The 26,305-nt window shown below is 74.7% G+C and carries 28 protein-coding genes; 20 read left to right on the top strand and 8 right to left on the bottom strand.

Translation table 11 applies throughout. The annotated features are described in order from the left end of the window. Positions 1 to 8: 8 nt before the first annotated feature. Positions 9 to 350 (bottom strand): DUF3140 domain-containing protein, encoded by a 342-nt coding sequence (locus ACI78T_RS00550; RefSeq protein ID WP_456556144.1) that lies wholly within the window; start codon positions 348 to 350, stop codon positions 9 to 11. Between the two features lie 80 nt (positions 351 to 430). Here ACI78T_RS00550 and ACI78T_RS00545 point away from each other — a divergent pair, with 80 nt between their 5' ends. Together ACI78T_RS00545 and ACI78T_RS00540 are read left to right on the top strand one after the other, a co-directional pair. Next, positions 431 to 1,354 carry a ribokinase gene (locus ACI78T_RS00545; protein ID WP_456556143.1) on the top strand — a complete coding sequence of 308 codons (924 nt, stop codon included), beginning with the start codon at positions 431 to 433 and terminating at the stop codon, positions 1,352 to 1,354. 64 nt (positions 1,355 to 1,418) lie between these two features. Next, on the top strand, positions 1,419 to 1,574 hold the full coding sequence (locus ACI78T_RS00540) for a hypothetical protein (RefSeq protein ID WP_456556142.1): 156 nt from the start codon (positions 1,419 to 1,421) through the stop codon (positions 1,572 to 1,574). Here the strand turns inward: ACI78T_RS00540 and ACI78T_RS00535 are convergent. After that, a complete protein-coding gene (locus ACI78T_RS00535) occupies positions 1,568 to 2,725 on the bottom strand; it encodes an acyl-CoA dehydrogenase family protein (protein WP_456556141.1) in 1,158 nt (385 codons plus the stop codon). The genes ACI78T_RS00540 and ACI78T_RS00535 overlap by 7 nt on opposite strands. Further along, complete coding sequence (locus ACI78T_RS00530; protein ID WP_456556140.1) at positions 2,722 to 3,531, bottom strand: TIGR03084 family metal-binding protein; 810 nt, start codon at positions 3,529 to 3,531, stop codon at positions 2,722 to 2,724. Before ACI78T_RS00530 ends, ACI78T_RS00535 begins: the two co-directional genes overlap by 4 nt. Positions 3,532 to 3,636: 105 nt before the next feature. Here ACI78T_RS00530 and ACI78T_RS00525 point away from each other — a divergent pair, with 105 nt between their 5' ends. The 10 genes from ACI78T_RS00525 (at position 3,637) to ACI78T_RS00480 (ending at position 10,400) form a co-directional block, all read left to right on the top strand. Beyond that, entirely contained in the window at positions 3,637 to 4,653 is a 1,017-nt protein-coding gene (locus ACI78T_RS00525; protein ID WP_456556139.1) for a TIGR03617 family F420-dependent LLM class oxidoreductase, read from the top strand. A 68-nt stretch (positions 4,654 to 4,721) separates the two neighbouring features. Continuing rightward, positions 4,722 to 5,657 carry a metal ABC transporter solute-binding protein, Zn/Mn family gene (locus tag ACI78T_RS00520; protein ID WP_456556138.1) on the top strand — a complete coding sequence of 312 codons (936 nt, stop codon included), beginning with the start codon at positions 4,722 to 4,724 and terminating at the stop codon, positions 5,655 to 5,657. Positions 5,658 to 5,751: 94 nt separating this feature from the next. After that, complete coding sequence (locus ACI78T_RS00515; RefSeq protein WP_456556137.1) at positions 5,752 to 5,889, top strand: hypothetical protein; 138 nt, start codon at positions 5,752 to 5,754, stop codon at positions 5,887 to 5,889. 165 nt (positions 5,890 to 6,054) lie between these two features. Further along, entirely contained in the window at positions 6,055 to 6,708 is a 654-nt protein-coding gene (locus ACI78T_RS00510) for a TetR/AcrR family transcriptional regulator (RefSeq protein ID WP_456556136.1), read from the top strand. 36 nt (positions 6,709 to 6,744) lie between these two features. Then, positions 6,745 to 7,170, top strand: a complete 426-nt coding sequence (locus ACI78T_RS00505) for a hypothetical protein (RefSeq protein ID WP_456556135.1) — start codon at positions 6,745 to 6,747, stop codon at positions 7,168 to 7,170. A 126-nt stretch (positions 7,171 to 7,296) separates the two neighbouring features. Further along, positions 7,297 to 7,461, top strand: coding sequence for a hypothetical protein (locus ACI78T_RS00500; protein ID WP_456556134.1), 165 nt, complete (start codon positions 7,297 to 7,299; stop codon positions 7,459 to 7,461). Between the two features lie 36 nt (positions 7,462 to 7,497). Further along, the gene (locus ACI78T_RS00495; RefSeq protein WP_456556133.1) at positions 7,498 to 7,875 is read left to right on the top strand and encodes a LapA family protein; all 378 of its coding nucleotides are present in this window, start codon (positions 7,498 to 7,500) and stop codon (positions 7,873 to 7,875) included. 134 nt (positions 7,876 to 8,009) lie between these two features. Beyond that, complete coding sequence (locus tag ACI78T_RS00490) at positions 8,010 to 9,854, top strand: acyl-CoA dehydrogenase (RefSeq protein WP_456556132.1); 1,845 nt, start codon at positions 8,010 to 8,012, stop codon at positions 9,852 to 9,854. 115 nt (positions 9,855 to 9,969) lie between these two features. Beyond that, on the top strand, positions 9,970 to 10,230 hold the full coding sequence (locus tag ACI78T_RS00485; protein WP_456556131.1) for a hypothetical protein: 261 nt from the start codon (positions 9,970 to 9,972) through the stop codon (positions 10,228 to 10,230). Beyond that, entirely contained in the window at positions 10,227 to 10,400 is a 174-nt protein-coding gene (locus ACI78T_RS00480) for a hypothetical protein (RefSeq protein WP_456556130.1), read from the top strand. The genes ACI78T_RS00485 and ACI78T_RS00480 overlap by 4 nt, the downstream gene beginning before the upstream one ends. Before the next feature lie 57 nt (positions 10,401 to 10,457). Here ACI78T_RS00480 and ACI78T_RS00475 read toward each other — a convergent pair whose 3' ends face one another. Continuing rightward, positions 10,458 to 11,825: an MFS transporter gene (locus ACI78T_RS00475; protein ID WP_456556129.1), complete on the bottom strand. Its 1,368-nt coding sequence runs from the start codon at positions 11,823 to 11,825 to the stop codon at positions 10,458 to 10,460. A gap of 253 nt (positions 11,826 to 12,078) precedes the next feature. On the opposite strand from ACI78T_RS00475, the gene ACI78T_RS00470 reads away from it, so the two are divergent. The 3 genes from ACI78T_RS00470 to ACI78T_RS00460 are packed head-to-tail and all read left to right on the top strand — an operon-like array spanning position 12,079 to position 15,639. After that, on the top strand, positions 12,079 to 12,828 hold the full coding sequence (locus tag ACI78T_RS00470; RefSeq protein ID WP_456556128.1) for a 3-hydroxybutyrate dehydrogenase: 750 nt from the start codon (positions 12,079 to 12,081) through the stop codon (positions 12,826 to 12,828). A gap of 17 nt (positions 12,829 to 12,845) precedes the next feature. Beyond that, the gene (locus tag ACI78T_RS00465; protein ID WP_456556505.1) at positions 12,846 to 14,741 is read left to right on the top strand and encodes a helix-turn-helix domain-containing protein; all 1,896 of its coding nucleotides are present in this window, start codon (positions 12,846 to 12,848) and stop codon (positions 14,739 to 14,741) included. A 31-nt stretch (positions 14,742 to 14,772) separates the two neighbouring features. Next, entirely contained in the window at positions 14,773 to 15,639 is an 867-nt protein-coding gene (locus ACI78T_RS00460) for a 3-methyladenine DNA glycosylase (RefSeq protein WP_456556127.1), read from the top strand. A 24-nt stretch (positions 15,640 to 15,663) separates the two neighbouring features. Here the strand turns inward: ACI78T_RS00460 and ACI78T_RS00455 are convergent, their stop codons facing one another. After that, complete coding sequence (locus ACI78T_RS00455; protein ID WP_456556126.1) at positions 15,664 to 16,287, bottom strand: TetR family transcriptional regulator; 624 nt, start codon at positions 16,285 to 16,287, stop codon at positions 15,664 to 15,666. Positions 16,288 to 16,334: 47 nt separating this feature from the next. On the opposite strand from ACI78T_RS00455, the gene ACI78T_RS00450 reads away from it, so the two are divergent. Together ACI78T_RS00450 and ACI78T_RS00445 are read left to right on the top strand one after the other, a co-directional pair. Further along, positions 16,335 to 16,874, top strand: coding sequence for a hypothetical protein (locus tag ACI78T_RS00450; RefSeq protein WP_456556125.1), 540 nt, complete (start codon positions 16,335 to 16,337; stop codon positions 16,872 to 16,874). Between the two features lie 71 nt (positions 16,875 to 16,945). Continuing rightward, positions 16,946 to 17,779 (top strand): tyrosine-protein phosphatase, encoded by an 834-nt coding sequence (locus ACI78T_RS00445; protein ID WP_456556124.1) that lies wholly within the window; start codon positions 16,946 to 16,948, stop codon positions 17,777 to 17,779. A gap of 4 nt (positions 17,780 to 17,783) precedes the next feature. Here the strand turns inward: ACI78T_RS00445 and ACI78T_RS00440 are convergent, their stop codons facing one another. The 3 genes from ACI78T_RS00440 to ACI78T_RS00430 form a co-directional block, all read right to left on the bottom strand. Next, entirely contained in the window at positions 17,784 to 19,844 is a 2,061-nt protein-coding gene (locus tag ACI78T_RS00440) for a diguanylate cyclase domain-containing protein (protein ID WP_456556123.1), read from the bottom strand. Positions 19,845 to 20,238: 394 nt separating this feature from the next. After that, positions 20,239 to 20,373, bottom strand: a complete 135-nt coding sequence (locus ACI78T_RS00435) for a hypothetical protein (RefSeq protein WP_456556122.1) — start codon at positions 20,371 to 20,373, stop codon at positions 20,239 to 20,241. Between the two features lie 135 nt (positions 20,374 to 20,508). Beyond that, entirely contained in the window at positions 20,509 to 22,206 is a 1,698-nt protein-coding gene (locus tag ACI78T_RS00430) for a putative PEP-binding protein (protein ID WP_456556121.1), read from the bottom strand. Between the two features lie 153 nt (positions 22,207 to 22,359). Here ACI78T_RS00430 and ACI78T_RS00425 point away from each other — a divergent pair, with 153 nt between their 5' ends. From ACI78T_RS00425 to ACI78T_RS00415, 3 genes are read left to right on the top strand one after another with little or no spacing between them, the layout of a single operon-like run. Then, a complete protein-coding gene (locus ACI78T_RS00425) occupies positions 22,360 to 23,130 on the top strand; it encodes a DeoR/GlpR family DNA-binding transcription regulator (protein ID WP_456556120.1) in 771 nt (256 codons plus the stop codon). Continuing rightward, entirely contained in the window at positions 23,127 to 24,137 is a 1,011-nt protein-coding gene (locus ACI78T_RS00420; protein WP_456556119.1) for a 1-phosphofructokinase family hexose kinase, read from the top strand. The genes ACI78T_RS00425 and ACI78T_RS00420 overlap by 4 nt, the downstream gene beginning before the upstream one ends. A gap of 19 nt (positions 24,138 to 24,156) precedes the next feature. Then, positions 24,157 to 26,259 carry a PTS fructose transporter subunit IIABC gene (locus ACI78T_RS00415; RefSeq protein WP_456556118.1) on the top strand — a complete coding sequence of 701 codons (2,103 nt, stop codon included), beginning with the start codon at positions 24,157 to 24,159 and terminating at the stop codon, positions 26,257 to 26,259. Positions 26,260 to 26,305: the final 46 nt, after the last annotated feature.

Below are 26,305 nucleotides of genomic sequence, written 5' to 3'. Positions count from 1 at the left end.
GGGCGAACCTACTGCTTCAGCGGGTCGTGCCCCCAGTTCATGAGCGAGTACCGCCAGCGGGAGGTCTCGACGTCCTCCGACTTCGGCTCCTGCGCAAGGTGCCGCTGGACGTAGCCGTGCACCTTGCGCATGTGCGCCAGGTCGTCGTCGGTCAGGTCGTCCTTCTTCGTGCGCAGCAGCTCGACGATCCGCCGTCCCGACTCGTGCCCGGTGGACTCGCCGGAGCCGCCGGTCTTCTGGCCGACCTCCTGCGACTCGTCGCTGCCCAGCCACTTCTCCAGCTCGGAGGCGGTCATGTTCACGGCCTCGCCGAAGTCGCGGCGGATCTGGTCAGCGTCGTCGGTCGCCATGGGTCGGCGGTACCGCTCCGGGAGCGGGCGGAAACCGCCGGTCTGGTACTGCTGGACGCCCGCAACCTGGAGGTCCGCGCATGTCCGTCACCGTCGTCGGCAGCCTGAACGAGGACGTGCTCGTCGCCGTCGGCCGGCTCCCGGGCCGGGGCGAGACCGTGATCGGCCGCTCCGCGGTGCTGGCACCGGGCGGCAAGGGCGCCAACCAGGCGGCGGCCGCCGGCGAGCTGGGGCCGGGGGTGCACATGGTCGGTCGCGTCGGGGAGGACCCGGCCGGGGACCGGCAGCTGGCGGCCCTCGCGGGCTCGCGGGTGAACGTGAGCCGGGTGCACCGCACCCCGGGCGTGCCGACCGGATCGGCGACCATCCCCGTGGAGGAGGGCAGCGGCGAGAACCTGATCGTCGTCGTCCCCGGCGCCAACGCCGAACTCACCCCCGAGGACGCCGACGTCGAGTCGGTCCGGCGAGCGCGGGTGGTGCTGCTCCAGCTGGAGGTCCCGCTGGCGACCGTGGATGCCGCCGCCCGGGCCGCCACCGGCACCGTCGTCCTGACCCCCGCTCCCCCGCAGCCGCTGCCCGCCGGGCTGCTGGAGCACGTCGACGTGCTGGTGCCCAACGAGCACGAGCTCGCCCAGCTCGCCGGTGCGGACCCGGGCGAGCGGTCGCCGGCGGAGCTCGCCGCGCTCGCGCGCTCGGTGGCGTCGTGCGCGGTGGTCGTCACGCTCGGGGCGCGCGGTGCGCTGGTGGTGCCGCCGGACGGCGCCGTCGTCCTGCAGGCGCCGCCGCCGGTGACCGCCGTGGACACGACCGGCGCCGGCGACTGCTTCTGCGGCGCCCTCGCGCAGGCGCTCGCCACCGACCCCGACCTGACCGCGGCCGTGCGCCTCGCCGTGACGGCCGCGGCGCTCTCGACGACCGGCCCGGGCGCCCGCGGCGCGCTGCCCGACGCGGCGGCGGTGGAAGCCCTGCTGCCCCGCACGCCCGCGGCCTCCCCGGTGGGCTGAGCAGGGGTTTCCCGGACGGCGACGAGGGCACAGGCCGGTCAGCGACGGAACGAGGAGGACCGCCATGACCGAGCCCGGCCGCACGCCGCACACGTCCGAGCGCGCCGAGGGCGACCCGCCCGGCGACGACGAGACCGGCGGTCGCACCCCGCACCCGCAGGAGCCGGCCGAGGGGAAGGACGCCGACCAGGGCCAGGGCGCCGACACCCCCGGTCAGTAGGAGCGCGGCAGCCGCAGGTCGTGCTGGGCGACGAAGCTGAGGATCATCTCCCGGCTGACCGGCGCGATCCGGCTGACCCGCGACATCGCCAGGAGCGCCGCGACCCCGTACTCCTGCGACAGGCCGTTGCCGCCGTGGGTCTGGATCGCCTGGTCGACGGCGTGCACGGCAGCCTCCGCGGCGGCGTACTTGGCGCTGTTGGCGGCCAGCCCGGCGTCCTGGCCGGCGTCGATCAACCAGGCGGCCTTCTGCGTCATCAGGCGGGCGCACTCGATCTCGATCTGGCAGGCGGCGAGCGGGTGGGCCAGCCCCTGGTGGGCGCCGATGGGCGTGCCCCACACCTGCCGCTCCCGGGCGTAGTCCGACGCCTTCCGCATGGCCAGCCGGGCGACGCCGAGCGAGTAGGCCGCGGCCATGACCCGCTCGGGGTTGAGCCCGGCGAACAGCTGCGCGATGCCCTGGTCCGGGTGGCCGACGAGGGCGTCGTCGGGCAGCCGCACGTCGTCGAGGAACACCTGGAACTGGCGTTCGGGGCTGACGATCTCCATCGGGATCGGCGAGGCGGTGAGCCCCGGCGCGTCGGTGGGGACGACGAAGAGCGCGGGCCGGAGCGTCCCCTTAGGGCCGTCGGCGAGCCGGCCGACGACGAGCAGCGCGTCGGCCTGGTCGACGCCGCTGATCCAGACCTTCTGCCCGCGCAGCACCCACCCGTCGCCGTCCCGCCGGGCGACCGTGGTGATCTCGTGGGAGTTCGAGCCGGCGTCGGGCTCGGTGATGGCGAAGCCCATGGTCGTGGAGCCGTCGGCCAGGCCGGGCAGCCAGCGCTGCTTCTGCTCCGGGGTGCCGAACCGGCCGATCACCGTGCCGCAGATGGCCGGTGAGACGACCATCATCAGCAGCGGGCAGCCGGCGGCGCCGAGCTCCTCGAGCACGATCGAGAGCTCGACCATGCCGCCGCCGCCCCCGCCGTGCTCCTCGGGCAGGTTCACGCCGAGGAAGCCGGCCTTCCCGGCCTCCGCCCAGAGCGCGTCGGTGCGCCCGCCGGACCGTGCCTGCTCGAGGAAGTAGGCCTGCCCGTAGCGGGAGCCGAGGTCGGCGACGGCGGACCGCAGCGCGCGCAGCTCGTCGCCCTCGTCGAAGTCCAGCGTCATGCGTCCTCCTCCGTCGCGGACGGGCGGTCGACGCCGGGGGGCCCGGCGAAGGCCTGGGCGAGGTCGAGCCAGCGATTGGCGTCGTCGCCGGTGGCCACGAGCGCCAGGTCGGCGCGGTGCCGGCGCCGGGTGACGCGCAGGCAGAAGTCGAGGGCGGGGCCGGTGACCCGCTGGGCGGCGTCCTCGGGCCCGAAGGCCCACACGTCGCCGCCGGGTGCGGTCAGCTCCACCCGGAACGGCTCGGCCGGGGCGGGCAGGCCGTGCTGGGCGAAGGCGAAGTCGCGGGTGCGGACCCCCAGGTGGGCGATCGGACGCAGGCGGGACGAGACCGACGGCGGGAGCGCCAGCGCGTCGGTGACGTCGAGGCCGTGCGCCCAGGTCTCCATCAGCCGGGCGGTGGCCAGGGACGGGGCGCTCATCGGCGGGCCGAACCACGGCACCTTCGCCCCCTCGGGCAGCGCGGCGAGCGCCCGGGCCAGGTCCGCGCGGCTGGTCCGCCAGCGCTCCACCAGCAGCGACGGGTCGACCGCGGCCCCCTCGGCGGCCGCGGTGTCCACCGCGGCGGCCAGTTCCGCGGCGCTCCCGGACGCGGCCGCGGCGAACTCCTCCGGCTCGGTGACCGCCCGCAGCGCCTGCTCGTCGGTCCAGGCGAGGTGGGCGATCTGCATCGCCACGGTCCAGCCCTCCGCGGGCGTGGGCAGGAGCCAGGCGGTGTCCTCGAGGTGGGCGACCGCCGCGTCGAGGGCCGCCCCCTCGGCGGCCAGGTCGTCGAGCAGCGCGGCCAGCAGCCGGGCGCGGTCGCTCATCCCCACCTCCGTCCGGGGCGGCGACGGTGCCGGCCCGGCGCCGACCGTACGGGCGGCCGGCTCGCCCTGGCCAGCGGGCGAGGCGGTCGGGCAGGCTCGGGCACCGTGCTCCTCGACGCCGCCCTGCTGTCCACCGGGATCGACGGCATCCCGGCCACCGCCCGCGACCTGGAGGCGCGCGGCTACGCCGGTGTCTGGGCCTCGGAGGTGGACCACGACCCGTTCCTGCCGCTGCTCTCCGCCGGCCAGGCGACCGAACGGCTCCAGGTCGGCACCGCGATCGCGGTGGCCTTCGCGCGGTCGCCCATGACGCTGGCCACCACCGCGCACGACCTGCAGCGCTACACCCGCGGCCGGTTCGTGCTCGGCCTGGGCACGCAGGTCAAGGCGCACGTCGAACGCCGCTTCTCCATGCCGTGGAGCCCGCCGGTGGCGCGCATGCGGGAGTACGTCGCGGCGCTGCGCGCCATCTGGGCCTCCTGGCAGGACGGCACGCCGCTGCGCTTCCAGGGCGAGCACTACCGGCACACCCTGATGACCCCGATGTTCGCCCCCGCCCCGCACGAGTGGGGGCCACCCCCGGTGTACCTGGCCGCGGTCGGACCGGCGATGACCCGGCTCGTGGGTGAGGTGGCCGACGGGTTGCTGGTGCACGGCTTCACGACGGAGCGCTACCTGCGCGAGCGGACCCTCCCCGCCCTCGAGGACGGGCTGGCGGCCGCCGGCCGCACCCGGGAGCAGGTAGCAGTCACGCTGCCGGGCCTGGTGGTCTCCGGGCGCTCCGAGGAGGAGCTGGCGGAGGCGGCCGCGGCGGTGAAGGCCACGATCGCCTTCTACGGCAGCACCCCGGCGTACCGCCCGGTGCTCGAGCTGCACGGCTGGGAGTCCCTCGCCGACGAGCTGCACGCGCTCTCGGTCGGCCGTCGCGAGGACAAGTGGACGGCGATGCGCGACCTGGTCGACGACGAGGTTCTCGCCGCCTTCGCCGTCGTCGCCGAGCCGGACGACGTGGCCGCGCAGGTGCGCGCTCGCTACGACGGCGTGGTGGACCGGTTCAGCGTCTACGCGTCCTATCCGGCGCCGCTGGACCTGTGGGACCCGCTGGTCGGCTCCTTCCGCTGACACGGGTCCGGGCGGGGCGTCGGCCATGCTGGGCCCGACGTCCCGATCCCAGCGAGGAGTTCTCCCCCGTGCCGCGCCTCCGCACCAGCCTCGTCCCGCTCGCGCTCACCGCCCTGCTGCTGGCCGGGTGCGGGGGCGAGGACGCCCCCGAGAGCACCGCCGCCGTGGCGAGCGGCAACCCCGACACCTGCACCGGCGAGGTCGTCGACGTCGTCGTCTCGGTCGGGCAGTGGGGCGACGTCGCGCGCCGGGTCGGCGGGGACTGCGCGAACGTGACGACGGTGCTCGCCACCGGGGACGTCGACCCGCACGAGGCCGAACCGACACCGGCCGACCTGGCGGCCTTCGCGGACGCCGACCTGGTGGTGGTGAACGGGGCCGGCTACGACCGGTGGGCCGAGGCCGCCGCCGCGGCGCAGGAGCCGGAACCGGCCGTGCTGGCGGTGGCCGACCTGCTCGACGACCCGGCGACCGGCGATCCGCACGTCTGGTCGGCGCCGGCGGCGGTGCACGCGCTCGCGCCGGCGCTGGCCGAGGAGCTGGGGGAGCTCTCGCCCGACGCCGCCGACGTGTTCGAGGCGAACGCGGCGACGTGGCAGGCGGACCTCCGGCAGTACCTGGACGCCGTCCTGGCGCTCGGCTCGACGGTCAGCGGCCGGACGTACGCGGCGACCGAGCCGGTGTTCGACCGGATGGCCGCGAGCCTGGGCCTCGTCGACGCCACGCCGGAGGGCTACCGGCGCAGCGCGGCCCGTGGGGACGAGCCGGCGGCCGCGGACCTGAGCGCCTTCGAGTCCGCGCTCGCCGACGGCACGGTCGGCGTGCTGGTGCTCAACGAGCAGACCGGCGGCGACGCGGCGGAGACGCTGCGGTCGGCGGCCGAGGACGCCGGGGTGCCGGTGGTCGAGGTGACCGAGTCGCCCGCTTCCCAGGACGAGTCCTTCCTCGGGTGGCAGCTCGCCCAGCTCAGCGCGCTGGCCGAGGCCCTGGACGCCGCCCGCTGACCTGCGCCGACGTGACCGAGATCTCAGGCCCCGTGGGGTGGATCACGCCAGTCGGACGTTTCTCCGGCCGCGAAGCAAGGGCACGCTGGGACACATGGAGGACACGCAGCGCGACGTACGAGTTTCCGACGACTCCCCCGAGGCCCAGACCGAGGAGTCCCGCAGCCCGGAGCCGGCCGCCGTCGCGGTCGCCCGCATGCTGGCCAACCCCCGCCGCGTCCGCCGCAACTGACGGAGGGCCCGACGGGACGAAGCGCCCCGCCGGTCACTCTCCGTAGCACCACGAGCAACACCGCTCCCCGCCGCCACGGGTAACCCGTTCACCTCTGGTTACCCAGAGCTACATCCACGGCGTGCCGCGAACTGCTCCGTCACGCCGCTGGTGCACCATCGCTGCGTGACCGCCGCCCCGATCCTCTCCGCCGACGCCTACGCCGCCGACGCCCTCGGTGCCGCCGGCGCCGGGACCCCCGTCCGCCGCAGCCGCGCCGAGCGGCAGGCGATCGTCCTGGACACCGCGGAGCGGCTGTTCGCCGGCCGCAGCTCGCGCAGCGTCGGGATGGACGAGCTCGTCCGCGAGACCGGCCTGGGCAAGATGACGGTCTACCGGCTCTTCAAGAGCAAGGACGACCTGGTCGGCGCCTACCTGTCCCGCAAGGCCGCCACGGTGCTGGCCTTCATCGACGCCGAGCTGGTGCGGCTCGAGGGCGACCCGCGCGCAGCCCTGCTGTCGGTCGTCGACGCCGTCGAGCGCGACGTGACGCGCACCGGTTTCCGCGGCTGCCCGTTCACCAACGTCAGCAGCGAGTACGACGACCCGCAGCACCCGGCCCGGTCGGCCGCCGCCGACTACAAGTTCGAGCTGCACATGCGCCTCGAGCGCCTCGCCGAGCAGGTCGCGCCGGGCAACGGCGAGGACCTCGCCGCCCAGATCCACCTGATCATCGACGGCATGTACCTCTCCGGCGGGCTGCTGGGTCCTGACGGGCCCGCCTCGCACGGTCGCCAGCTGGCCGAGCGGCTCATCGACATCGCGGTCGACCGGGTCTGACCTGCGGGCGGCCGGGGGTCCCCGCACGATGAGCGGGTGACCGACGACCGGACCCGTCCCGACCTCGACGACACCACCGTCGAGGGCCTTGGCAAGCTGTCCGAGGCGCTCGAGACCGTCGACCAGGCCCGGGGCCTGCTCTACGGCTTCCACCAGCTGACCGGCAAGGCCGACCGGCTCCTGCAGGAGGCCGTCGACCTGCTCGGCAAGGCAGGGGCCACCAGGCTGGCCGACGACATCGACCGCGACCTCGTCGGCCGCAACGTGATCGCCGACCGCTGGACCTTCCAGATCGTCGAGGACTTCGACGAGAACTACTGGGGCACGTTCCGCGCCTTCGACCAGCGCGCCCGCGACGAGCTCGCCGGCGGCGACCGGCACGTCTACGAGGCCCGGATGAAGCAGGGCGAGCGGACCCACGGCCACCCGAACCACGAGGCAGGCCCCGCCCTCCAGGAGTGATGGCCCGGTGCGTCCGCGAGATCGGGGTCGTGGGGGTCTACGCGACCCTCGGAAGCCCCGGTTCCCCGATCTCGGCGGCGAGGGAGCCGACTGGCTGCGGCCTCCGGGGGAGGCGACCATGGCCGCATGACGATGCCGGCACCTGACGACGACCGCGACGCGAAGCCCCTCGGTGCCGAGACGGCCCCGCCCGCCGACCCGGAGTCGCAGGGCGGCGAGGAGGGGCCGGCCAGCGGGGTCGCCGGGCCGAGCTACCCGCCGGCCGAGACCGAGCCGGACGCGCACGCCTGACCTGCGGCGCGCGCCGCTGAGCAGCACACTTGGGACGTGAGCACTCCCGAACCCCGCCCCGCAGGCGCGCCCGGCACCGACCCCACGCTCGGCTTCCCGGGCAACCAGGGCTCCACCCCGCCGCCGGTCACCTCGGCCGGCCCCGACGGTCCCGCGCCGGCCACCGGCAAGGCCCCACGGCACACCGGCCGCACGATCGGCCGCACGCTGGCGCTCGCCCTGCTCGTCTTCGTGACCGTCGTCCTCGTGCTGTTCGTCGTCTTCAACACCCAGACCGTCGACATCAGCCTGGTGTTCGCCGACGTCCGGGCGCCGCTGGTCCTGGCGCTGCTCATCGCCGCCGTCCTCGGTGCGCTGTTCGCGTGGCTGCTGACCGCCGTCCTGGCCGTGCGGGGGCGGCGGAAGAACCGCTGACCAGGCCGTACCTCACCCCGACTGGGCGCGTCACGGCGGGGCCACTTGCTCGTTGCTACCGGTGGGTAATAGCGTTTGTTACTGGCGAGTAGGACATCGCCATCCACCGGCACGGAGCACGGGAGCCCAGCTCAATGACGCACTACACCGCCAACCTGCGGGACCTCGAGTTCAACCTCTTCGAGTTCCTCGACACCAAGGACCGGTTCGGCACCGGCCCGTTCGAGCAGATGGACGCCGAGACCGCGCGCGGTGTGCTGGCCGAGATCCGCAAGCTGTCGGAGGGTCCGCTGGCGGCGTCCTTCATCGACGCCGACCGGAACCCGCCGGTCTTCGACCCGAGCACGCACTCGGTGAAGCTGCCCGAGTCGTTCAAGAAGTCGGTCGAGGCGCTCAACGCCGGTGAGTGGTACCGCCTGGACCTGTCGGAGGAGCTGGGCGGCTTCGGCGCCCCCGCGGCCCTGACCTGGGGGGCGTTCGAGATGGTGCTCGGCGCCAACCCCGCCGTGTTCATGTACGGCTCGGGCCCCGCGTTCGCCCAGACCCTGTTCGACCTGGGCACCGAGGACCAGAAGAAGCTCGCCCGCATCATGATCGACAAGGGCTGGGGCGCCACGATGGTGCTCACCGAGCCCGACGCCGGCTCCGACGTCGGCGCCGGCCGCACCAAGGCCGTGCAGCAGCCCGACGGCTCGTGGCACATCACCGGCGTGAAGCGCTTCATCACCTCCGCCGAGCACGACCTCAGCGACAACATCATCCACATGGTGCTGGCCCGCCCGGAGGGCGCGAAGGCCGGCACGAAGGGGCTGTCGCTGTTCGTCGTCCCCAAGTTCCACGTCGACCTCGAGACCGGTGAGCTGCTCGAGCGCAACGGCGCCTACGTCACCAACGTCGAGAAGAAGATGGGCCTCAAGGTCTCCACCACCTGCGAGGTCACCTTCGGCGACGGGCCCGTGCCGGCCCAGGGCTGGCTGGTCGGCGAGGTGCACGACGGCATCGCCCAGATGTTCAAGATCATCGAGTACGCCCGCATGTTCGTCGGCACCAAGGCCATCGCCACGCTGTCGGCCGGCTACCAGGTGGCCCTCGACTACGCGAAGAGCCGCGTCCAGGGCGCGGACCTGACGGCCACGTCGAAGGACGCGCCCCGGGTCACCATCACCCACCACCCCGACGTGCGCCGCTCGCTGATGCTGCAGAAGTCCTACGCCGAGGGCATGCGCGCGCTGTACCTCTACGCGGCGAGCTTCCGCGACCAGGTCACGCAGGCCGAGGCGGAGGGCAAGGGCGACAGCGAGGAGGCCAAGCTGGCCGAGCGGGTCAACGACCTGCTGCTGCCGGTGGTGAAGGGCTTCGGCTCGGAGCGGGCGACCCAACTGCTCACCGCCGAGTCGCTGCAGACCCTGGGCGGCTCCGGCTTCCTCCAGGACTACCCGATCGAGCAGTACATCCGGGACTCGAAGATCGACACCCTCTACGAGGGCACCACGGCCATCCAGGGCCAGGACTTCTTCTTCCGGAAGATCGTCAAGGACGGCGGTGTCGCCCTGACCTGGCTGGCCTCCCAGATCCAGGCCACGATCGACGCCGAGGTCGGCAACGGCCGGCTCAAGGAGGAGCGGGCGCTGCTGGCGACCGCCCTGCAGGACGTCCAGGGCATGCTCACCGCGATGTTCGGTCACCTGACCGCCGCGCAGGAGGACATGTCGAGCCTCTACAAGGTCGGCCAGAACACGTCCCGGCTGCTGCTGGCCGTCGGCGACCTCGTCACCGCCTGGCTGCTGATTCGCCAGTCCGAGGTCGCGCTCGCGGCGCTCTCCGGCGAGGTCTCGGAGAAGGACCGGTTCTTCTACGAGGGCAAGCTCGCCGCCACCCGCTTCTTCACCTCGCAGGTGCTGCCGCGCCTGTCGTCGGAGCGGGTCATCGCCGAGCAGACCGACAACGCGCTGATGGAGGTCGACGAGGCCGCCTTCTGAGCTTCGCCCCGCCGAGCGGCCGTCGTCCCGTCGTGGGACGGCGGCCGCTCGCCGTTTCCGGCGCGGGACTGCGGGCATGGCCTCCGGGAGACGACCGCCGGACAGGAGACCACCCATGACCGACCCCCCGGGCAGCGACCGGATCCAGCAGGACGTCCCCACGGCCTCGGGGACGGGTGACAACAGCTCCACCGGGGCCTCCGGCTCGAGCTTCGACGAGGTGCCCCTCACCGCGGACGAGGCGATCGAACGGGACGACGCCCACGGCGACGAGCTGCCCGCCCGGGCGGACGGCGATGTCGCACGCGGCGCCGGCGGCGGCGCGTCGGGCGAGGTGTCCGAACCGACCCAGCGATCAGGCGGGAGCAACGCATGAGCGAGTCCGACCCCACCGGCTACCGGGAGTCCCCGGACACCACCGACGGTCCCGCCGCCGGGGATCAGGACGCCGGGGTGCCGGCCGACGAGGACGCCACGACCCTCACGACCGACGACGAGGCGCAGTCCGACGACGGCGTCGTCCGGCCGGGCAACCAGCCCGACTAGCCCCGCTCGTGCGAACGGCCCCCTCGGGAAGTCCGAGGGGGCCGTTCGTCGTGGTGGTCAGACGCGCTCGGTCGCGCGCCCCACGGCCTTCGGGACGACCGCGTGGTCGGCGGCGAGGTCCCGCCGGCTGGTCTCCCCGTAGGCGAGCACCGCGATGACCGTCACGACGGCGCAGGCGACGAGATACAGCGCCACCCGGGTGGGGTTCGGGTCCTCGAAGCTGCCCAGCAGCGCCAGCGCGATGAGCGGCGCCGGGGCGCCGGCCACCAGCGAGGCCAGCTGCGAGCCGATCCCCACGCCGGTGTAGCGCGACTTCGTGCCGAACAGCTCGGCGAAGAAGGCCGCCTGCGGGCCGTACATGGCGCCGTGGAACAGCAGCCCGACCGTGATGGCGAAGACGCTGAGCCAGAAGCTGTCCGCGTCGAGCAGCCCGAACAGGACGAAGGCCCACGCGCCGATGCCGACGGCGCCGAACAGGTAGACCGGGCGCCGGCCGATGCGGTCGGACAGCGCACCCCACAGCGGGATGGTCAGCAGGTGCACCGCCGAGGCGATGACCAGCGCGTTGAGGGTGAACGAGGACTCCGCCCCCTCGGCCTTGGTCAGGTAGGAGAGGCTGAAGACCGTGAGCAGGTAGAAGGAGACGTTCTCGGCGATCCGGGCGCCCATCGCGACGAGGACCTCGCGCTTGTAGTGCGCGAGCACCGTGAGGATGGGGGCCTTCTCCGCGACGCCGGTCTCGGCCGCTTTTTCCGCGGCGACGCGCTGCGCCTCCAGGAAGACCGGCGACTCGCTGACCGCCAGGCGCACGAACATGCCGACGATGATCAGCACGGCCGAGAGCAGGAACGGGATGCGCCAGCCCCAGCTCTCGAAGGCGGCGTCGGACTGGAAGGCGGCCAGCAGGGCGAGGACGCCGGTGGCCAGCAGGTTGCCCGCGGGGGCGCCGGCCTGCGGCCACGAGGACCAGAAGCCGCGGTTCTCCGGCCTGCCGTGCTCGGAGACCAGCAGGACCGCACCGCCCCACTCCCCGCCGAGGGCGAAGCCCTGGATGAGGCGCAGCGTGATGAGCAGCAGCGGGGCGAGGACGCCGACGGTGCCGAAGGTGGGCAGGAGGCCGATGGCGAAGGTCGCGCCGCCCATCATGAGCAGCGAGATGACCAGCAGCTTCTTGCGCCCGATGCGGTCGCCGAAGTGGCCGAACACGAGGGCGCCGATGGGGCGCGCGGCGAAGCCGACGGCGTAGGTGCCGAAGGAGAGCAGGGTGCCGGCGAACTCCGACTGCTCGGGGAAGAACAGCGCCGGGAACACCAGTGCGGCCGCGGAGCCGTAGAGGAAGAAGTCGTACCACTCCACCGTGGTGCCGATGACGCTGGCGCCGACGACGCGACCGAAGCCGGCTCGGGGCTGCGCTGGTGCGGACATGGGGGGTCTCCTCGTCGAGAGCGGTGCCTGTCCCGGACGACGCTAGGACCGCGGTCACACCCCGGCCATGTGCGTGATCGACGCGAATGTGACCGGCGCCATGTGTGCTAGACCCATGCCAGGCGGCGCCACCGTGACCCGTGCCGTGGCATCGCTCGGCGCGGCGTGGTGTGGCGCGCACCCACTGCCGGCCAGTCGGGTGTGTGCCGTCGCCCCGTGGGGAGCCCTGCGATGGCGGCCTACCGTCGCGGTCATGGCGGCTCACCTGGTCGGACGACGCGCACTCATCACCGGCGGCGGATCGGGCATCGGACGGGCCTGCGCCGTCCGGCTCGCGGAGGACGGGGCGGACGTCGTCGTGGTGGACCGGGACGCGGAGGCCGCCAAGGCGGTCGCGGCCGAGGTGGGCGGCACGGCCACCGCCGTCGACCTCTCCGACCTCGACGCGGTGGACGCGCTCGACCTGGCCGTCGACGTCCTGGTCAACAACGCCGGTCTCCAGCACGTCGCCCCGGTGCACGAGTTCCCGGTCGACCGCTTCTCGTACATCCTGCGGCTCATGGTGGAGGCCCCCTTCCGGCTCGCCCGCGGCGCACTCCCGCACATGTACGCGCGGGGCTGGGGTCGCGTCGTCAACGTCAGCTCGATCCACGGCCTGCGTGCCTCCGCGTACAAGTCCGCCTACGTGACGGCCAAGCACGGCCTGGAGGGGCTGTCCAAGGTGATCGCGCTCGAGGGGGCCGAGCACGGGGTCACCTCGAACTGCGTGAACCCCGCCTACGTCCGGACGCCGCTGGTGGAGGGGCAGATCGCCGACCAGGCACGGGCGCACGGGCTGTCCGAGGACGAGGTGGTGGAGCAGGTGATGCTCGCGCCCGCGGCGGTCAGGCGCCTCATCGAGCCGGCCGAGGTCGCTGACGCGGTGTCGTGGTTGTGCTCCCCCGCCGCCGCATCGGTCACGGGCACGTCCCTCGTGATGGACGGCGGATGGAGCGCGCACTGAACGCGCCGGCGGGCACGATGCCGCCTGTGTCGCGTGCTGCCGAGTACTTCGAGCTGCTGCTCGCGGACGCGGCCGCCATCGAGTACGAGCGGCCCCTCGTCCGCGCCCGCGCCGCAGGAGCCGACGCGGAAGAGCTGGCCGAGCTCGAGCGGGTGAAACTGCTGGCCCTCGAGGTGCGGGAGGCCTTCGCCGCGCGCCGCCGCCGCGAGTCGGAGCTCTCGGCGCTGTTCGACACGGCGAACGACCTCGCCGCGCTGCGCGGCGTCGACTCCGTGCTCACCGCGATCGTCCGACGGGCGCGCTCCCTGCTCGGCACCGACGTCTCCTACCTGACCCTGAACGACCCCGCACGGGGCGACACCTACATGCGGGTCACCGACGGATCGGTGTCCGCCCGCTTCCAGGCGCTGCGGCTGCCGATGGGCGCCGGCCTGGGTGGGCTGGTCGCGCAGACGGCGGCCCCGTACGCCACCGCCAGCTACTTCACCGACTCCCGGTTCCGGCACACCGCCGACATCAACGACGGCGTGCACGACGAGGGGCTCGTCGCGATCCTCGGCGTCCCGCTCATCCGCGGCTCGCAGGTCATCGGCGTGCTGTTCGCCGCCGACCGGACCGAGCGCAGCTTCGACAGGTCGCAGGTGTCGCTGCTCGGCTCGCTCGCCGCGCACGCGGCCATCGCGCTGGACAACGCCCGGCTGCTGGAGGAGACGCGCACCGCGCTGGACGAGCTGTCGACCGCCAGCCGTGAGCTGCGGGCGTACACGGCGTCGGTCGAGCGGGCTGCCGGCGCCCACGACCGGTTCATCGACCTCGTCCTGCGGGGCGGTGGGGTGGAGGACGTCGCCGCCGCGGTCACCGAGGCGCTGGGCGGGCGCCTCACCGTCCTGGACGAGGAGGGACGGCCCACCCCTGCGGGAGGGGCGGACTCCGCGCACCCGCTCCCACCCGACCCTGCGGCGGCTCTGACGCTCGCCCGCTCGACAGGCCGCACCGTCCGCGACGGCACCTGGTGGACGGCCGCGGTGACGGTGGGCAGCGAGCTGCTCGGCGGCCTAGTCCTGCACCGGGACGACGACCTGTCCGATTCCGACCAGCGCATCCTCGAGCGGGCCGCGCTGGTGACTGCGCTGCTGCTGCTGATCCGACGGACGGCCGGCGAGGCGGAGAACCGGGTGCGGGGCGAGCTGCTCGAGGAGCTGCTGAGCACCGCCGTCCGGGATCCCGACGGGCTGCGGGAGCGGGCCCGCCGGCTGGGCGCCGACCTCGACCGCCCGCACGCCGTCGTCGTGGCACGGGTCGAGGAGCACTGCCGACCGCGCGCGCTGGCCGCCGCCACGCACCTGGCGGCGACGCGGGGTGGGCTGGCGGGCACCCACGACGGCTCCGTCGTGCTCTGCCTCCCCGATCTGGAGCCGGGCGCCGCGGCCGCCCTGGTCTGCCGTGACCTGGGCGGGGCGGGGGCCGGGACGGTGACCGCCGGCGGGGCGGGGCCGGCCCGCGGTCCGGCCGCGATCGCCCCGGCGCAGGCCGAAGCGGCACGGTGCGCGGCGACGCTCGTGGCGCTGGGCCGGGCCGGGGACTCAGCGAGCGCCGACGAGCTGGGCTTCTTCGGCCTGCTCGTCGGTGACGGCCGCGACGTGCGCGCCTTCGTCGACGCGACCCTCGCGCCGGTGCTGGAGTACGACGCCAAGCGCGGCACCGACCTGGAAGGCACGCTCCAGGCGTACTTCGACGCCGGCAGCTCGCCCGCCCGCGCCGCCGAGGCGCTCCAGGTGCACGTCAACACCGTGACGCAGCGGCTGGACCGGGTGGGCCGCCTGCTGGGCCGGGAGTGGTCGTCACCCCGGCGCGCGCTCGAGGTCCAGCTGGCTCTCCGGCTGCACCGGCTCACCGGGACGTCGGCGGTCTGACCGCGCCGATCGCCCTATCTACCCTGGAGCGGTGCCGTCCGCCCTCGACACCAGCGTGCTGCCGCGCGAGGAGTGGCTGGCCCACACGGTCGCGCACGCGGCGCGGATCGACAGGTGGGCCGGGCCGCACCGGGAGCGCCGCCGCCGCGGCGAGGCGCACCCGGTCCTGGACTTCCTCTTCACGTACTACTCCGAGACGCCCGGCCGCCTGCGCCGGTGGCACCCGGGCCCGGACGTCGCGCTCGCCGCTCCCGCCCCGCACGAAGGGTGGCGCTGGTACGCGACCGACGGGAAGGCCGTGCGCCTCGACGTCGGGGCGTTCGCAGCCGACCGCGGGGACACCGTCCGCTTCGTCCGCCGGCTGCTCGCGGCGACCGCCTCCCGGCCTGCGTTCAGCGGCTGCTTCGGCCTGCACGAGTGGGCGATGGTCTACCGCGACACCGGCACCCGGCACCCGGTTCCCCTCCGCCTCGGCCAGGAGGGCACGGACGCCGTCGTCGAGGCACACCCCATCCGCTGCAGCCACTTCGACGCCTTCCGCTTCTTCACGCCCCAGGCCGTCGGCCGCAACCGGCTGCAGCCGACCCGGGAGAGCCAGCCGGAGCTGGAGCAGCCCGGCTGCCTGCACGCCGGCATGGACCTCTACAAGTGGGCCTACAAGCTGAGCCCGGCCACGCCGGGTGAGCTGGTGGCCGACTGCTTCGAGCTGGCGGTGGAGATCCGGGAGCTCGACATGCGGGCCTCGCCCTACGACCTGCGTGCCCACGGCTACGAGCCGGTCGCGATCGAGACGCCCGAGGGCAAGGCGGCCTACGTCGCCGCCCAGCGCGGGTTCGCCGAGCGCGGCGCCGTCCTGCGCACGCGCCTGATCGAGCTCTGCGACCGGCTGCTCGGCTGAGCGCTCGACGGATCCGTCGAGCCGTCAGCGCCGGCGGATGCCCTCGGCGAGGCGGAGGACGACGGTCCGCGCGTCCTCGAAGGCCTGCGACCGGGCGTCCGGCGCCGCGCCGGCGATGAGCATGGCCGCCGCGCCGACGACCGAGTGGACGATGCGGGCGGCCGGCTCGAGGGGGAGCGGGTCGATCTCCCCCGCCTCCACCAGCGTGCGGACGAGTCCTTCCACCAGCTTGTAGCTGTGCAGCTCCTCCGCCTCGCACCACTCGGCGTAGGGCAGCGCGACCGGGCCCTCGCGCATGACCACCGCGCCGTAGACGGTGTCGCGGCAGGCGCGCAGGAAGGCGTCGAGTCCCGCGAGAGCCCCCTCCCACGGGGTGGCGGCGGCTTCGACGGCCCGGCTCACCTCCTGCGTGGTGGCCGCCTCGAGGTCGTCGAGGACGGCTCGGAAGAGCGCCTGCTTGCTCGGGAAGTGCCCGTAGAAGGCTCCCTTGGTCACGCGGGCCCGACCGGCGATCTCCTCGAGCGACGTCCGGGCGTACCCGCGCTCGGCGAACAGGGCCGCCGCGCCGTCGAGGAGCGCCTGCCGCGTGGCGGCGGAGTACTCCTCGCGCCTCGACTTGCCCGGCTCCACGACCGCGAGCATAGTCATATACCGCCGGTACATCTTCTACCTCGAGTAGCGACGGGAGCCGGGTCATGGATGATTCGGACGGCGGGACGGCAGCGGAGCGACGCAGGAGAAGGGCGACGGCACTGCGCGCTCTCGCGCAGGAGACGGATCCCGCGTCCACGGGGTCGCCGGCGCGGGCGGAGGCGCTCCGGCACTTCGGCGACGCGCACGAGCTGGTGCTCGCCGTGCACCAGCGCTGGCAGGTGAGCCTGCTGGCACGGCTGGACCAGGTCATCGAGGACCAGCCGGCCGACCTGCACCGGGCGGTGCTCCGCGCGGTGCGGGAGCAGAGCCGGGCCATGCCGGGGTTCGCCGCGCTGCTGCGCGAGCACGCGGACGACCCGGTTCTGGCCCGGGCGCAGGGGCGGCTGGCCGACGACGTCGCGCGGGCGTGCCCGTGCGGTCGCCCTCATCCGCTCGTCGCCCCAGCCGGACCACCGGTCCGCTTCCGGCCGGGGATGGCCGCGCTCGTGGCGGCGGTGCGCCGGCACGCCGGCACCCCCCGGCTCCGGTGCGCGCGGCACGGGCGGTCGCGGGGCGGCGGCCTCGTGCCACGACGGATCTGACCGGCGCCCGCGTACCGGGCGTTCGCCATGACGTCGCCGGGGCGTCGGCAGCACGCCGTACCGTCGGACGGGTGACCTCGACGCAGACCGGCCGCTGGGTGCGGCTCGACGGGACCGCCAACACCCGGGACCTGGGCGGCCTGCCCACCAGCGACGGAGGCCGCACGGTGCCGGGCCGGATCCTGCGCAGCGACAACCTGCAGACGCTCACCCCGGACGACGTCCGGCGGCTGGTCGGCGAGCTGGGCCTGCGGCAGGTGATCGACCTGCGGACGACGGCGGAGATCCTGCTCGAGGGCCGCGGCCCGCTGCGCGACGTCCCCGAGGTCTCGCACCGCCACTTCACCCTGCTGCCCGAGCGGGGCCACCACACCGACGTGTTCGCGGTGGAAGAGGACGACCCCGAGCTGGACCTGCCGGCCGGCTGGATGGAGTCGCTCCTGCCCCGCCAGGTCGCCGCGCACGACGAGGGCGAGCCCCCGGCGGTCCGCTCCTACCTGGGCTACCTCGGTCAGCGGGGTGACAACGTGGTCGCCGCGCTGCGGGCGCTCGCGCACGCCGGTCCCGGCGCCTCCGTCGTGCACTGCGCGGCGGGGAAGGACCGCACGGGCGTCGTCTGCGCGCTCTCCCTGGCCGTCGCCGGGGTGCCGCACGACGAGATCGTCGCCGACTACGCCATGACCGCCGACGTCATCGAGGGGGTGGTCGCCCGGCTGGCCGCATCACCCACCTACGCCGAGGACATGGAGGCGCGCGACATCGCCGTCCACACGCCCCGCGCGGAGACCATGGACCGCGTGCTGACGCTCCTCGACGAGCGGCACGGCGGTCCGCTGGGGTGGCTCGACGCGCACGGTTTCGGCGCGGACGAGCAGGCGGCGCTGCGGGCGCGGCTGCGTTCCTGACCCGTCAGCGGGCGGTGCGCGCCCCGGGCCGGGTGCGCTGCTTGTGCCGGTACATCGCGGCGTCGGCCTCGCGCAGCAGCTGATCGGCACTGCGTTCGCCGTCGCCTCCGTGGACCGCCACGCCGACGCTCGTCCCGGCCGTGACCTCCCGGCCCTCCAGCCGGAAGGGCTCGGTGAAGCAGCCGGACACCCGCTCGGCCAGCCCGTGCGCGTCGGCCGGGTCGACCAGCCCGGGCAGGATGATCGCGAACTCGTCCCCGCTCAGCCGGCCGACCGTGTCACCGGGGCGGACGGCGGCCCGCAGGCGCGCGGCCACCTGCCGCAGGAGCTCGTCGCCGGCGGCGTGACCGAGGGTGTCGTTCACCTGCTTGAACCCGTCGAGGTCGCAGAACAGCACGCCCAGGTGGGCGGCGGGACGGGCGTCGGACAGCTGCTCCTGGAGCCGGTCGAGGAAGAGCACCCGGTTGGGGAGGCCGGTGAGCGCGTCGTGGGTGGCCTGGTGCCGCACCGTCGCCAGGAGCCGCGCCTTCTGCAGGGCGCTGGTCGCCTGGTCGCCGACGCCGCGCAGCCGGGCGAGGACGTCGCCGTCGAGCTGGGTCGGGGCCTCGCCGCGCCGCCAGCCGGCCGTGGCGACGCCCAGGAACGTGGAGCCGGCCAGCAGGGGGACGGCGACGACGTCGGCCGTGCCGGTGCCCTCGAGCAGCCGGCGGAGCGGTGCGCTGCTGGTCTCGGCGCTGATGATGCGGGGCGCCTTGTCGGTGAGCATCCCGACCAGCTCGGGCAGCTCCTCCGCCCGCAGCGCCGTCGTCCGCAGCACGTCCGACCCGCCGGAGGAGAGGCCGACCGAGGACTGCGAGCGCAGGGAGCCGGTGGCCGGATCCCACAGCAGGATGCCCGCGCTGGTGCAGCCGACGATGCGCGGCAGCGCCTCGCTCACCACGTCGGTGACCGCCGCGGCGTCGGTCGTGGCGGCGAGGGCGTGGGCCAGGGAGAGCAGCGCGCCGGCCCGGTCGGCCTCCTGCCGGGCGTCCTCGAGCGCGATGATCAGGTCCAGGGCCGCCGCGGCGTGGCCGGCGTAGGCGGCCAGCATCGCCGCCTCGTCGCCCATGGTGCCGTCCCCGCTGGGGTAGATGGCCGCCAGCCGGCCGTGCGACCGGCGCGCCGACGCGACGTCGACCGCCACCGCGCCGGGGCCCAGGTCCCCTCCGGCGAGCAGGGTCGCGGCCAGGGCCGGGACGTCGGACGCGGGGAGCCCGGCGCTGTGCACGAGGGGTTCGCCGCCGCCCGGCGCGCGGACGGCGAGCAGGTACGCCGGCGCCAGGACCGCCTCGGCGGCACGGGCGACGATCCGCTGGAGGGCGGTGTCGACGTCGTCGCTGCCGACGAGCTCGGTGGACGCGGTCTGCAGGATCCGCAGCTGACCGCGCAGCGCGAACAGCTCCGGGCTGACGGCCTCGGTGTCCTTGCCGCGGCGGCCCAGCCGGCGGCGCCGGTCCCAGCTCACGCGGTAGACGCACGCCGCGTGGCCGTCGGACTCGCACTCGTCGTGCTCGATCCGGGCCGGGGGCAGCCCGAACACCTCCGGGACGACGCTGAACAGGCCCTGGGCGTAGATGCAGTCCAGGCGCGAGTGCTCGAAACCGGGGTGGAGGGTGTAGCGGATCGTCGCCGAGGTCGCGGTCGTGTCGACGACCTCCATCGTCGAGGTGGTGCTGAACTTGGCGACGGCTCGCGGCAGCTGCTTGATGACCTGGCGCGGGGTGCCCATGGCGCGCAGCAGGATCACGATGGAGTGCGCCAGCCCGGACTGCAGGGCGGAGGCCCCCACCTTGTACATCAGCTCCGGGTCACCCACGACCTCGGTCGCCGAGGTGAACAGCCGGATGCGGGTGTCGTAGCTCCACCAGAGCGACTGGTCGTCGAGCTGCTCGTAGGTCCAGGGCAGCCCGGAGTGCTCCAGCACCTGGTGGACGACGTCCTCACCGGCCGTCGCCCGGAGGTACCTGAGCAGCCCGCCGGTGGTCGCGCCGGAGGTCTCCCGGGCCTCACCGACCGGGGCGGTCACCGCGCACCGCCCGGGCGCCGGGCAGCCCTGTGCGCCGGGGCCTCGAACCGTCCGGCGGAGGCGCCGGTCACGGACGGGATCCCTGCGCGCTGCACGGATGAGGAAACGGCACGTTCCGCTCCCGACCTGAGCCCGTTGCCCACATGGGGGGAAGCCGACGCCGCCGTGCGCGCCCGCGCAGGGACGGCGCGCAGCACGGGCTCTGCGCCTGCAGCACAGAGTCGTTCACCCACAGCGACAGCATGACAGCAGACCGCGACGGATCTGCCGGGCGGGGGCCGTCGTCCACTCGACGCACCGACCCCGGACAGCAGACGACCCCGGCCTCCGCGGGAGGTCGGGGTCGCGCCGTCCTGGCGCCGCGCGTGGGCGGCGCCGGCTCGCCGGAGCCGCGTCAGCGGCTGTTGGCGATGGTGAGGAGCTCGTCGCGCATGGCCGGGCTGCTCGTACGGGCGAGAGCCTGGTTCAGGGCCCGCCGGGTACGCGCGGCCTGCCGACGCTGCTGCCAACGGGTCGTGACGCTGCTCATCTGTGGTGTCGCCTCTTTCATCGAAGTAGATCGCCTGCACCCTTAGCAATGCAGGCTGACACCACTGTATTCCGACGAATCACAGGTAGAACTGAAGCAACACCGACGTTTTCTCACCCGGAAGGGTGAGAGTGGTCACCCCGCGAGCACCGCCCGGGCTGCCGCGCGGGCCGCCTGCGGGTCATCAGCGGCCAGCGCCGCCGCGGCGGCGCGCTCGCACGCATCGAGGTCCACGGTGGCCAGGCGGGCACCGACGCGGGCGACCGCGGAGGTGGCGCACGACAGCGACGTGATGCCCAGACCGACCAGCACGCAGCCGAGCAGCGGATCGGCCGCGGCCTCGCCGCAGACCCCGACCGGCTTGCCCGCGCGCCGGCCCGCCGCTGCCGTGAGCGCCACGAGCTCCAGGAGGGCGGGCTGCCACGGATCGGTGAGCTCGGCGAGATCGGCGGAGAGCCGGTCGGCGGCGAGCGCGTACTGCGACAGGTCGTTCGTCCCGATCGACAGGAAGTCCACGTGGGCCAGCAGCCGCTCGGCGTGGAGCGCGGCGGAGGGCACCTCGATCATCACGCCGGGGACCAGGCCCCGGGCGCGGACGGCGGCGGCGAACCCCGCGGCCTCCGGCACGGTCGCGACCATCGGCGCCATCACCCACGGCGTGGAACCGGTGCGGGCGGCCGCCTCGGCCACGGCGTCGAGCTGGCGCTCGAGCAGGCCGGGGTCCCGCCGCGCGACCCGCAGGCCCCGGACGCCCAGCGCCGGGTTGGCCTCGTCCGGCGGGGTCGCGAAGGCCAGCGGCTTGTCCGACCCGGCGTCCAGCGTCCGGATGACGACCTTCTGGCCCGGGAAGGCCGCCAGGACCTCCGCGTAGCCGGCCGCCTGCTCCTCGACGGAGGGCTCCTGGGCGCGGCCCAGGAAGGCCAGCTCGGTGCGGAAGAGGCCCACCCCTTCCGCGTGCGCGCCGGCGGCGGCCCGTGCCCCCGCGCCGTCCTGCACGTTGGCCAGCACCTGGACGACGGAGCCGTCACGGGTCCGGCCGGGCCCCGCGTAGGAGGCCAGCGCCTCCGCGGCACGGCGGGCGTCCTCGACACGGGACCGGGCCTCGTCCGGGTCGGGGTCGACGGTGACCGTGCCCTGCTCGCCGTCGACCAGGACCGTCGCGCCGGCGGGGACCTCGTCGAGGCCTCCCACGCCGACGACGCAGGGGAGGCCCAGCTGCCGGGCGATGATCGCCGTGTGGCTGGTCGTGCCGCCCAGGCGCGTGGCCAGGGCGAGGATCCGGGACGGGTCGAGGCCGGCGGTGTCGGCCGGCGCGAGGTCGTCGGCCAGCAGGACCGACGGCTGGTCGGGCGCGGGCACGCCGGGCTCCCCCTGGCCGGTCAGCTCGGCGACGATGCGGTCGCGCACGTCGCGGACGTCGGGGACGCGCTCGGCCATGAGCCCGCCCAGGGACTCGAACATGTCCACGAACTGCTGCGCCGCCTCGACGGCCGCCACCGCCGCCGGTGCGCCCGCGTCGATCCGCTGCTCGGCGGTGGTGCGCAGCGCGCGGTCGCGCGCGATGCCGGCGGTCGTGCTGAGGACCTCGGCGCTGACCCCGGTCGCGGCCGCGGCACGGGCGGTCAGCCGCTCGGCCACCACCTCGGCGGCAGCCCCGTAGCGGCCCTTCTCCGCCGCCCGGTCGGCCTCCGGCACGACCGGCGGCTCCCCCTCGGGGAGGCGCACCGCGCCGGCCGGGCGCACGACGGGACCGACGGCGGCACCGGGGACCACCGGCGTACCGGTGAGGACGGCAGGGCCGGTGGTCGCGGGCGACGAGACGGTGGTCGACATGGGAGACCTCGCACGGGAGAGGGCGGAGACGGTCGTTCGGTGACCAGAGTCACGAAAATGTGTTGACTTGTCAATGAAACGGACGTAGAACAACACAACCACAACGCGAAAGCCACACGGTCGGGCATCGACCGCCGGGCCCCGGAGGACAGCGTGCTCTATCCCGAGGAGCGACAGCAGGCCATCGCCGCACGGGTCGCCGACCGGGGCCGGCTGGCCGTCACCGCGCTCGCCGAGGAGTTCGGCGTGACCACCGAGACCGTCCGCCGCGACCTGGCGGTCCTCGAGCGCGCCGGTATGCTGCGGCGGGTGCACGGCGGCGCCGTGCCGGCCGGTGCCCTCACGCTGGTCGAGCCGGGCCTCGGCGAGCGGCACCGCACCCACAGCGAGCAGAAGCGTGCGATCGCCACGGCGGCCCTCGCCCTCCTACCGGGCGCCGACGGGAGCATCGTCCTGGACGGCGGCACCACGACCGCCGCGCTGGCCGAGATCCTGCCCGCCGACCGGCGGCTGCTCGCCGTCACCTCGTCGGTGCCGATCGCCTCGCGGCTCTCGGTCACCGCGGGCATCACGCTGCACGTGCTCGGCGGCCGCGTCCGCGGGGTCACCCAGTGCGCGGTGGGTGAGACGACGGTCCGCGCGCTGGCCGAGCTCCGCGTCGACGTCGCCTTCCTCGGGACCAACGGCATCGCGCCCGGCCACGGCTTCACCACCCCGGACGACGCCGAGGCGTCCGTCAAGCGGGCGATGGTGCGGGCCGGGCAGCGCGTCGTCGTCCTCGCCGACAGCAGCAAGCTCGGCCGAGAGCACCTGGTCAGGTACGCGGCCATCGAGGACGTCGACGTGCTGGTGACCGACGAGGGCGCCGATCCCGACGTCGTCGCCGAGCTGGAGAAGGCCGGCGTCGAGGTCGTGCTCGCATGAGCGGCGCACGAGTGGTCACGCTGACCGCGAACCCCAGCCTGGACCGCACCCTGGACCTCCCCGGCCCGCTCACCGAGGGCGGCATCACCCGTCTGTCCGGCAGCAGCACCGAGCCCGGGGGCAAGGGCGTCAACGTCGCCCGCGCGATCGCCGCCGCCGGTGGCGACGTGGTGTCGGTGCTGCCCGCCGCCGCCTCCGACCCGATCGTCGCCGCGCTGCGGGCGCTCGGCCTGGAGCTGGCGACCGTCCCGGTCCAGGCGCCGGTGCGCACCAACTACACGCTGGTCGACCCCGCCGGGACGACGACGAAGCTCAACGAGCCGGGCGCCGCGCTGACCGGGACGACGCGGGCCGCGCTCGCCGGTGTCCTCCACGGTCACGCCGCGGCGGCGCAGTGGGTGGTCCTCTCCGGCTCCCTGCCGCCGGAGACCCCCGCCGGCTGGTACGCAGACCTGGTCCGCTCGCTGCGCGACACCGGCGCCCGCATCGCCGTGGACACCAGCGAGGGCCCGCTGCTCGCGCTCATGGCCGCCGGACCCGATGCAGCGCCCGACCTCCTCAAGCCCAACGCCGAGGAGCTGGCGCAGCTCGCCGGGTCGTCCGAGGCCGAGCTGTTGGGCGACCCCGCCGCGATGCTGGCCGCTGTCCGCTCGCTGCACGAGCGGGGTGTGGGCGAGGTGCTGCTGACCCTCGGCGGCGACGGGGCGGTGCTCTCCACCGCCGACGGCGGCCTGTGGTCGGCGCAGCCGCCGGTGATCGCCGTCCGCAGCACCGTGGGCGCCGGCGACAGCAGCCTGGCCGGCCACCTCCTCGCTTCCCTGGCCGGCGCCCCGCCGGCCGAGCGGCTGCGCAACGCGGTCGCGTACGGAGCGGCGAGTGCGTCGCTCCCCGGATCCGCCGTTCCCACCCCGGCCCAGGTGGACGGTTCCGCAGTTCGGGTCACCGCCGGGATCCCCGGCAGCAGCACCCCGCCCCCCGTTCCGGCCGCCGGCCGCGACGTCCCCTGAAGCCTCCGGGAGAGGTCCCATGCCCGCACTGATCACCACCGACCTGGTCGCGCTCGACGCCGACCTCGGTGCCGACAAGGGCGCGGTCGTGCGCCGGCTGGCCGAGCTGGTCGCCGGCGCCGGGCGCGCCACCGACGCCGGCGCCCTGCACGCCGACGTCCTGGCCCGCGAGGCCCAGGCCGCCACCGGCCTGCCCGGCGGCATCGCCATCCCCCACTGCCGTTCCGCCGCGGTGACCGAGCCGTCGCTGGCCTTCGCCCGGCTGTCGCCGAAGGTCGACTTCGGAGCGCCGGACGGCCCGGCGGACCTCGCCTTCCTGATCGCCGCGCCCGCCCACGGGGACGCCGACCACCTCACGCTGCTCACCGCGCTCGCCCGCGCGCTGGTGCGGCCGGAGTTCGTCGCGTCGCTGCGGTCGGCGTCCTCGTCCGAGGAGATCGTGCGGCTGGTCGAGGAGGTCGTCTCGCCGGAACCCACGGCCGCGCCGGCACCGGCGTCACCGCCGGCACCCGAGACGCCGGCCGCGCGGAAGAGCATCGTCGTCGTCAGCGCCTGCCCGACCGGCATCGCGCACACCTACATGGCCGCCGACAAGCTCGTGGCGGCCGGCAAGGCCGCCGGGGTCGACGTCCACGTGGAGACCCAGGGCTCCTCCGGCGCCACGCCGCTCGACCCCGCCGTCATCCGAGCCGCGGACGCCGCGATCTTCGCCGTCGACGTCGGCGTGCGGGACCAGGGCCGGTTCGCCGGCAAGCCGCTCGTGCAGAGCGGGACCAAGCGGGCGATCAACGAGCCCGACGCCATGATCCGCGAGGCGCTCGCGGCCGCCGACGACCCGAACGCCCGCCGGGTGTCCGGCTCCGCCGCCGCCGAGGCCCCCGCGACGTCGAGCGGAGGCGGCGCCCGCACCGGGGCGGAGATCCGCCGCTGGCTGCTCACCGGCGTGAGCTACATGATCCCGTTCGTCGCGGCCGGCGGTCTGCTGATCGCGCTGGGCTTCCTGTTCGGCGGTTACCAGATCGTCAACGGCAACCCCGACGTCGAGGGCCAGAGCTACGCCCTGAGCTGGGTGCTCAACAACTCGTTCTTCGACCTCCCGAGCGCCTCGGGCATCGAGGGCCTCGACGACGGGTTCCTGGGCTACCTCGGCGCGGTCTGCACCGTCCTCGGCCAGGCCGCGTTCGGCTTCCTGGTGCCCGCGCTGGCCGGCTACATCGCCTTCGCGATCGCCGACCGCCCGGGCATCGTCCCCGGCTTCGTCGTCGGCGCGGTGTCGGTGACGGTCGGCGCCGGCTTCATCGGCGGCCTGATCGGCGGCATCATCGCCGGGTTCGCGGCGCTGTGGATCAGCCGCTGGAAGCTGCCGGCCGGTGTCCGCGGCCTGCAGCCGGTCGTGATCATCCCGCTGCTGGCCACGCTGATCTCCAGCGGTCTGATGGTCGTCGTGCTCGGCCGTCCGCTGGCGGCTGCCCTCGAGGGGCTGGGCAATTGGCTGAACGGCCTGACCGGCACCGCGGCGATCCTGCTCGGGATCATCCTCGGCCTGATGATGTGCTTCGACCTCGGCGGCCCGATCAACAAGGCGGCCTACGTCTTCGCGACCACGGGCCTCACCGCCGCCATCACCGGCGAGGGCGGCCAGCAGGAGCTGGTCATCATGGCCACCGTCATGGCGGCCGGCATGGTGCCGCCGCTGGCGATGGCGCTGAGCACCGCCGTCCGGCCGCGGCTCTACACGCCGGCCGAGCGCGACAACGGCAAGGCCGCCTGGCTGCTGGGGCTCTCGTTCATCTCCGAGGGCGCGATCCCGTTCGCCGCGGCCGACCCGCTCCGGGTCATCCCGTCGATGATGCTGGGCGGCGCGACGACCGGCGCCATCGTCGCGGCCAGCGGCGTGGAGCTGCGCGCCCCGCACGGCGGCATCTTCGTGTTCTTCGCGATCACCGGGCTGCTGTGGTTCGTGCTGGCGCTCATCGCCGGCACCGTGGTCGGCGCCCTGGCGGTGACCGTGCTCAAGAGCATCGGCCGGTCCGACGCCGAGGAGGCACCCGAGGACGCCGTCGACCTCGAGCACGCGCACACCCCGGCCTCCGCGACCCCGGCGCGCGCGGCGAGCGCGTGACCGGAAGGATCACCGATACCCGTCCCGAGCAGCGAGGAAGAGCACC

The sequence above is a fragment of the Blastococcus sp. SYSU D00922 genome, from assembly GCF_054050495.1.
Note: the sequence above shows the minus strand (reverse complement) of the source record. Positions and strands in the feature narration are given on the sequence as shown.